At 66.4% G+C, this 7835-nt stretch carries 6 protein-coding genes and 1 tRNA gene; 1 reads left to right on the top strand and 6 read right to left on the bottom strand.

The genetic code is table 11. The annotated features are described in order from the left end of the window. The coding region (locus tag TR33_RS03295; RefSeq protein WP_042281244.1) for an IS701 family transposase at window positions 1-560 on the top strand (560 nt) is incomplete at its 5' end. Window positions 561-1065: 505 nt separating this feature from the next. Here TR33_RS03295 and TR33_RS03290 read toward each other — a convergent pair. From TR33_RS03290 to orn, 6 genes are all read right to left on the bottom strand, one after another. Continuing rightward, window positions 1066-2475, bottom strand: coding sequence for a hypothetical protein (locus tag TR33_RS03290; RefSeq protein ID WP_159068766.1), 1410 nt, complete (start codon window positions 2473-2475; stop codon window positions 1066-1068). Between the two features lie 619 nt (window positions 2476-3094). After that, on the bottom strand, window positions 3095-3478 hold the full coding sequence (locus TR33_RS03285) for a DUF5710 domain-containing protein (protein ID WP_042281239.1): 384 nt from the start codon (window positions 3476-3478) through the stop codon (window positions 3095-3097). A gap of 40 nt (window positions 3479-3518) precedes the next feature. Continuing rightward, window positions 3519-5540, bottom strand: coding sequence for an AAA domain-containing protein (locus tag TR33_RS03280; protein WP_042281237.1), 2022 nt, complete (start codon window positions 5538-5540; stop codon window positions 3519-3521). Continuing rightward, window positions 5537-6139, bottom strand: coding sequence for a DEAD/DEAH box helicase family protein (locus tag TR33_RS26540; protein ID WP_159068765.1), 603 nt, complete (start codon window positions 6137-6139; stop codon window positions 5537-5539). Before TR33_RS26540 ends, TR33_RS03280 begins: the two co-directional genes overlap by 4 nt. Window positions 6140-6992: 853 nt before the next feature. Further along, window positions 6993-7068: transfer RNA gene (locus tag TR33_RS03270), tRNA-His, on the bottom strand. Between the two features lie 67 nt (window positions 7069-7135). Then, complete coding sequence (orn, locus tag TR33_RS03265) at window positions 7136-7786, bottom strand: oligoribonuclease (protein WP_017534257.1); 651 nt, start codon at window positions 7784-7786, stop codon at window positions 7136-7138. Window positions 7787-7835 lie beyond the last annotated feature (49 nt).

Here is a 7835-nt window from a genome sequence, read left to right as displayed (position 1 = left end):
GGGTGACTGCGGATGAAGCCTACGGGCAGGTGAGCCGCCTGCGGTTGTGGATGGAAGAACACGACATCCATCACGTGGTCGCAGTACCCAAATCCCAGACGGTCATCACGATGGACCTGGGCCAAGAGCGCGCCCACCGTTTGATCGCCGATCTGCCCGAACAGGCGTGGGAACGCCTGAGCTGCGCAGACGGGGCTCACGGACCGCGCGTCTATGACTGGGCCCGGGCCGATATCCGCCCCTGGAGGGAGCCGGGCAAAGGGCACTGGCTCCTCGCCCGCAGGAGCATCACCGACCCCGAAGAGTTGGCCTATTACATCTGTTTTGCCGATGAGAACACGACGCTGGTGGAACTGGCGCGGGTGGCCGCATCCCGGTGGGCGGTCGAGGAGTGTTTCCAGGCCGCGAAGAACGAGACAGGGCTGGACCACTACCAGGTGCGGGGGTATCGGGCCTGGTACCGGCACATCACCTTGTCCATGGCCGCGTTGGCGTTCCTGGTGCGGCTTCGCCAGGGCGTTCAAAAGGGGGATCAGAACACGCCTCGAGCGTGTGTCTGATCCCCCTGAGCGTCAACGAAATCCGCCGTTTGTTCAACCGAGTAGCGGCGCAGATTTCTCACCCGGTCGAGCACGTCCTGGAATGGTCGCACTTCAGACGCCGGTCCCAGCAGCGTGCCCGGGTGAGCCACTATCACAGACGCACAGGCAACAACCTGTCGTTGCAGTACTAAGGGAAGTGCGCGACCCGTGTGGACGGGCGCGAAGAGGATGGGACGGTCGCGTTTCCGAAGCCAGGGGGTTCTACGGGAGCCCCGGGACGCCAGGGAAACGCGATGACCATCAAGGTAGCCAGAGAGGTCATCTAAATTCTCTTTTTAGATTGATAAGCAACGTTATCAAAGACTCGTATCCTGAAACGGTCGTTTGGTGAATCCCTCAGTGACCGTCGTCCTATGGTCCGGCGCCCCGCTGCGAGGCCGACCGGTGGGCCATCGCGCGGACATGTCGTGCACTACGACGAGCCCGGCGCATCCTGGACGGGGAGGAGACACGGACCGCGGCGTCAGAAGGCCTCCTGCCACCGCCCGGAACTGTGGTTCATCAGCGGAAGTCCGTCCAGGTGCGTGCCCAGCACCACCGACCTGCCCTCCGCCATGGACACATCGAGCTGTTCGTACAGCCGGTCCGTTCCCGTGCCCCGGCTGCCGATCCAACCGTTGGAGAGCAGCGATATGAAATCCGTGCCGTTCAGGTACCGCGGGATCGACTTCTGCCGGATGCGCTTGCCCGTCTTATGGCCCAGGTCTTCTGCGTGCTCATGGACGATCTCGAAGTGCTCACGGGTGAAGTACATGCCCGCCACGAGATCCGGAGTGGACGGCATGCGGGTTTGGGGAGCGCACAGCTTCACGAAGCACGGCGTGTCGACGAGGCGGATGTCAAGGCTCCGCGGCGTGGTGTCCCGGAAGTCCTCGTCCACTTCGCGCATGCGCTTGAGCTGTTTGAGGAAGCGGTCATCGACGCTGCTGTACAGGCCCTCCTGCGTTTCCTGGAAGGTCTTGTACTGGAGCATGACGAAATTCCCGCCGTGGGGGTTGTAGTAGATCAGGTCGACCCCGGTCTTGGTCTCCGCGGGGGTGCGATCGACATTGGCCACCAGCAGTGACCTGTTGCCGTACTTGTTCCTGAACTCCCGCCAGGCGATGTGCTCGGTGTTGCGGGACTCCCAGCCCGGCATGGTGAACGCGTCGGAGTCGACCTGCCACTTCTCCTGGGGATTGAACCGTCCCTCCTTCAGGTTTCCCGCGAGCCCCGTGAGGAACGGGTCGGTGGCCTTGGTGGGGCGCCAGCTCATCAGGTGCTGCCGATCGATATCGAAGGCTTCGAAGAGCACACCGACCGCATCGCGTTCGAGGGGTCGGACCGGGCGGTCCTGGATCTCGGGTTCCTGCCCGGCCATCTGCTCTTGGAGCTCGCGAACCGTCTCGGCGGCTTCAGGGGAGATTTCTTCCAGCCTCGCCAGAATCTCCCGCCCGGTCGCCGGAGGTAGGCCGCGGTTGCGTTCGAACGCCTCCATCGGGCGCTTGCCCAGATCTTCGAAGAGATGCAGCGGGACAGGCATGGCCAGACGGGCGAAGTGGGAGACGTCGACCTTGCGTTCGAAGGAGCCGGACTTTCCCACCGGTGCCACCAGCCCCAAACCCGCGACGGCACGCGCCTCCTGGCCCGCGCGTTCGTCGATGAAGAGGCACAGGTAGGTGCCGCGCTTCCACTTTTCGTGCGCGCCGGGTACGGCGAACTGCCCGCTTCTGACCCTGGTGCGGATGAGGTAGTCGTGCATCACCGCTGTGAGACTGAGAACGGCGAGCCGGCTCGCGGGCTCTTCGGCCGTCGCCTTGGGTACGTGGCCGTTCGCGAGGAAACCGCCATAACGCCGGGCAGGATCGGCATACGCGGCGAGCTCCTTGTCCACGGTCTCCCGAGGAGTAGGCCGGAGGATCCTTTCGGTATCCGTGTACAGGTCCGCGAAGGAGAAGAGGAGTTCGTCGTTCCCCTGCCCGAAGTCCGTGATCACCTGGACGGCCCAGCGGGCAGCCTCGGACACCCCGGGGACCGGGCTCCGAACCGACCAGAACCGCTGCTTCTCGCCGTCGCGGGAGATCAGGAACAGCGACCAGCCCGTGTTCTCGGCCCAATCGATGGACCCGCCGCTGATACCGCGCGGATAGGGAGGCCGCAGGAGGGCACGAGCCCACCTTCCGGCGTTCGTGGTCCCTGTCTCCAGGGAACGCAAACAGATCGATGCGGACAGGGCGGTGTACACCCGCCCGACGTAAGGAGTGTGGTCGACCATGAAAGGGGGTTTCCAGTGAGGGGTGGGCGAAGCGTTCCGGTGTTCCGGTGGGGGAAGCCGTGGGGTCGGCGTTGGCTTCGCCCGTTGCTTCGTTCCTTCTTGTCGTATCCCGTGCCGAAGGGAGCCGCTCCTCCTTCGGTCAGCGGGCACGATACAGGGGCGGACGGGGACACCGGAGCGGGTGTGAGCGGGGGCGGCGAAAGGCCGTCGGGACCTGGGCGGGTCCCGACGGGCGGGGTCACAGCCAGCGGGTGAGCTTGTCGCGGGGGGCGGGGTCGACCCACCAGAGCTTCGCCTGCGGGTTCCAGCGGGCCTTGACCTCGCGCTTGGCGATCTCCTTCTCGACCTTGGGCACGTTGAGGTACAGGCGGCCGTTCACCACCTTGCCGACCTCGGGGACGGGGCCGTACGTGGCTTCCCCGGCATCGGCGGGCGGCTGCCAGGGGTCTCGCTGGCGGAGGGGTTTGTCCTGCTGGGCGGTGTCGACGATCTGCCGGACACGGGTGCACGCGCCGGGGTCGGTCAGGCGCATCATCAGGTCCGTGGGGCCGGTGCTGGCGAGCAGGTTGAGCGATCCGTGCCACAGGACCGAGCCGTCGAGGATCACCACCTTCTCGTGCATCCGAGGACGCAGCGAGATCTCGCAGCCGGCCTCGTGGAGTTCACGGATCAGGCGGTCCTGGCGGTCGCCCTCGTCCTGGCTGGAATCGCCCGGGGGGGCGGGTGTGCACGATGACCCTGATGCCCTGCGCCAGACGCGGGGACAGGTGCTTGAGCCAGTCCGCCACCGGCTTGACCTTGAGGAAAGGGCTGTAGATCTCGATGCTCTTCGAAGCGTGGAGAATGTCCCATTCCACGGCCTTGTAGACCTCGTCGGTGGGGAAGAACGCCGGTCGGCCGAGCTCCTCCTCGGTCAGCCCGCCCAGGTCGCCGGCGCTGCGGATCGGGATGAGGTCGTCGACCGGGATCCGCTGCGCTGTCCTCTCCAGGGCGGCGAGCATGCGCACGGTCTCGCTGTCGGGGCGCATCCGCTCCCGCAGGTAGGCCACGTCGGCCACGACCACCAGGTGGTCCTGGGCCCGGCTCAGGGCGACGTTGAGGAGGCGGGTGGTGTCCGAGGACAGGCCGACGCCCTCGTAGAAGTGACCGGGCTTCTTCCCCGCCCCCGCCACGGTGTCCAGGATGACGAGGGGCCGCTGGCTGCCCTGGAACCGGTGTACCGTGTCGGCCAGCCCCTCGTACTTCTCTCCGAAGCGATACTTCAGGCTGCTCCGCAGGTGGGTGACCTGCTTGCGGTACGGGGAAATCACCGCGACCAGCTCGGCGGGGGAGCCCGGCTCGTGGCTCTTGCGCGCGGGCAGGACCGAGTCGTACTGGGGGTTGCGGACGAGCTCGTGGATGACGGCCTCGTGGACCTGGTTCGACTGGTGTTTGTCCCAGCCCTGGAGGGGAACGCGTCGGGAGGAGGTGTCCACCAGGACCACCGAGCCCTCCAAGAAGGGGGAGTGCGGCAGCCGCGAGTCGTCTCCGCGGCCGGTGGTGAGCGGGGCGTCGGGGTAGGCGACCTCGTTGACGATCGAGCAGATGCCCGGGCGCATGCGGTACTGGACGCCGAGACTGACGAGGCGGGGGTCGTCGGTGACCGTGCCGGCCGCGTCGATCAGTCCCGCGGCGTGGAAGGCATCCAGGTCCATCCACTGCGCTGCGTGCCGCTTCTCGTCGGCGTTCAGCTTGTGGGAGCCCTTTCCCTTGGTGATCGCGGACAGCTGCCGGAAGTCACCCGCCACCACGACCCGCTTGCCCGCCAGCCCGGCCGCGCACCAGGCGGAGGGCAGGTCGACCATGCCGGCCTCATCGATGATCACCGTGTCCACCTGGTCCATGAGGGGCTTGGACTGGAGCGCCTTGGCCAGGGTCGTGCCCATGACCCGGCACCTCGCACGGATAGATTCGACGATGCGGGCCCGCTCTTTATGGATGTGTTCGAGTTCCGCCTCGGGGGTGCGGATCCGTTCGTCGATGGCCGGACGGGAGGGGTATCCCCGAACCGACTCCAAAGCCGTCCCCAGCTCCTGGTGTGCGGTCCGGAATCGGGCGGCGGCCTGTTCGTGCTTGGCGGTCGCGGTGTCTCGACGCATCCGGGCGTCGCGCAGCCCGTGTTGCAGCCTCTGCTGCTGCTCTGTGAGAAGGGAGAGCCGAGTCGCCTTGCGGCGGGCGAAGATGCCCGAAGGGGTACCGAGCACGCGGATGGCTTCATTCACCTGGGCGAGGCCCCCATCGAGCCGGCTGACGTCCGCCTGAGCGGCGGAAGCTGCTGCGGTGGCGGTCCCCTCCGCCGCGCGTGCAGCGGCCGTTTCCGAGTCGATCCGCGCCAGTCGCTCGTAGGCGGTCTGCTGTTCTCGGGCGAGTTCGAGGCTTTCCTCCAGCTCGCGTGTTCGCTCGCCCAATTCTTCGCCCAGGCGTCCGGAGATCATCTGCGCGTCGATGACCGAGCCGAAGCGCTCACGGAGAGACGCGACCTCGATGTCCCCGGCCCGCTGTACCAGACCGCGATCGAAATTCTGTTCCCCCTCCAGGAGTTCGCAGATGCGTTCCAGGGCCTGGTCGACGGCGGCCTTGGTCGGCGCGAGGAACAGTACCCGCTCGCCGATCCGGTAGGCGCCTTCCACGATATGCGAGATCACCTGGGTTTTCCGGTCCCAGGGGGACCCCAGATGAAAGTGATGTCGCTTTCGAGAGCCTGCTCCACGCCCAGCCGCTGCTGGTCGTTCAGTGCCAGGTCGGCGTATTCGGCAATGTATTTTTCGGGGTGCCGCAGGTATCGTACCTGTTGGGATTCCTGTCCCACGATCCATCCCGCGGTGATCGTGTTGACGGGGCTGGAGCGTTGCCCCCGGTCCTCGATACGGGTCAGCAGGGATCGGAGCGACCGGGTCTCGTCCTCCCGGAGTCGGGCGTTGCCCGGAGCACTTCCCAGGTCGGCCTCGGTGGTGACGTGGATCTTCCCGTTGGGGTGGCGTCGCGCCGTGGCCTGCCGCCAGTCATCCCGGGAATGTGAGAGGCGTACGAGCAGCTCGCCGGAATCGAAATCCTGCCGCCACCGCTCGCAGGAGAACATGTATTCGTGAGGGGTGGAGCCGCCTCCTGTCCGTACTCTCTTCCCCTTCTTCAGGGAAACGCTGTTCGGTCCTGCCTTCGTGTCGGACAAGACCGCCTTGATCTCGTTCTTGATCGCGGTGATCAAATACGGTGCCGGGTCTGGGCGTGCGCTCGGAGAGTTCACGGCTCCCTTTCCAGGGTTCGGCGCAGGGGAGGGCAAGAAGGAGTATGCATCAGCCTGGAGACGTTCCGTGCCCAGGGAAAACGGTCCTGACTTTCCCGTTCTTTCTCGGGAGGAAGTGTCAGCGCAGATGATTCGAGCCGATTCGAATGGGCGAGCGAGGGGCGGGGGCGGGTGCGCGTGATCGCCGAGCAGCGTCCCCGTGTGCTCGGCGCCGGTGGCGGGGAGTGGTCGGTGCCTGTGTTCCGTAGACGGTCGGTGGAGCTTGCCGATCAAGTGGATCACGGGACTTCACGGCGCTTCTTCCGGGCGGTGGGCGTCCACTCACACCACGCACCGTTTCCGTGGTCCTGGTCTCAGGGGGTGCTCTCGGCGGCGCGTTTGAGGTCCTCGGCCTGCTGGTCCAGGTGGCCTTGCGGAAGAACACCCTGACGATCGACACCATCAGCCCGCGCGTCGCCAGGTCCAGAGTCAGGCGCGAGCGGTTCCCGCCGAGGGCGTCGACGCGCTGCCGGGGCGCCTGGATCTCGACGGACTTCTCGAATCACATGTCGGAGCCTCCTCGCCGGGGACTCGCATCCTCCGGACCGTGTGCGACCGACCCTACGCGGCACCCGCCCCGAGCAGTGTGAACGTGGGCCCTCCCCGTACGCCGCGTCGGACGGACACGGGCACCGGTGACGCTCCAGGCGTATGTGGTCCCACCGCGCCGTCCTCGGCCACCGGCGCAGTGGGACTGCCCTGCACACGGTTCAGGCCGGGCCCCGCCCGGCATGGACGGGGCCGCCGGTGCACCCCCGGCAACGCAAAAGCCCCTGACCACTTTGCGTTTCCGCTGGTCAGGGGCTTGAGCCTCTGGGGTGAGTGACGGGACTTGAACCCGCGACTTCTTGGACCACAACCAAGTGCTCTACCGGCTGAGCTACACCCACCATGTCCGCCGGGCCTCTCGGCCCTGCGTACGTATGAAAGCTTAGCGGACTCCGAGGAGTGCTTCGATCATTTTTCGGGGGCGGATTCGGCGAGAGCCACGTCACGCGCCTTCATGCCGGTGCCGCCCTCGACGATCTCGGCGGCGATCGCGCGGGCGGTGGCCGAGTCGGGCCCGGGTTCGGGCACGAAGGCGGCGGCGCGGAAGTAGCGCAGCTCCTGGATGCTCTCGGTGATGTCGGCCAGGGCGCGGTGGCCGCCCTTCTTCTCCGGGCTCGCGTAGTAGACGCGCGGGTGCCAGCGGCGCAGCAGCTCCTTGATGGAGGAGACGTCGATCATCCGGTAATGGAGGTGGGAGTCGATCCGCTTCATGTCGCGGGCGAGGAAGGTGCGGTCGGTGGCGATGGAGTTGCCGCACAGGGGCGCCTTGCCGGGCTCGGACACATAGCGGCGGATGTGCTCCAGGACGATGTCCTCGGCCTCCTGGAGGGTGACGCCGTCGTCCAGCTCGGCGAGCAGCCCGGAGGTGGTGTGCATGTCCCGGACGAAGTCGCCCATCCGGTCCAGAGCGTCCTGCGGAGGCTTGATCACGACGTCGACACCCTCGTCGAGGATGTTGAGTTCGCTGTCGGTGATCAGACAGGCCACCTCGATCAACGCGTCGTTCTCGAAGTCGAGGCCCGTCATCTCGCAGTCGATCCACACCAAGTTGTCGTTCATACGGGTCAGCTTAGGCGTTTCGGATCTCGGAACGGACGACGAAGGGGGC

Source organism: Nocardiopsis alba, from assembly GCF_000710955.1.
In the GTDB taxonomy this organism is placed as follows: domain Bacteria; phylum Actinomycetota; class Actinomycetes; order Streptosporangiales; family Streptosporangiaceae; genus Nocardiopsis; species Nocardiopsis alba.
This window is presented reverse-complemented; position numbering and strand designations above follow the sequence as displayed.

Bases quoted from the DNA above. Each gene is read 5' to 3' on its own strand.
- TR33_RS03285 (WP_042281239.1), bottom strand. From the start codon at position 3,478: ATGCACGAGAAGGTGGTGATCCTCGACGGCTCGGTCCTGTGGCACGGA.
- orn (WP_017534257.1), bottom strand. From the start codon at position 7,786: ATGAACGACAACTTGGTGTGGATCGACTGCGAGATGACGGGCCTCGAC.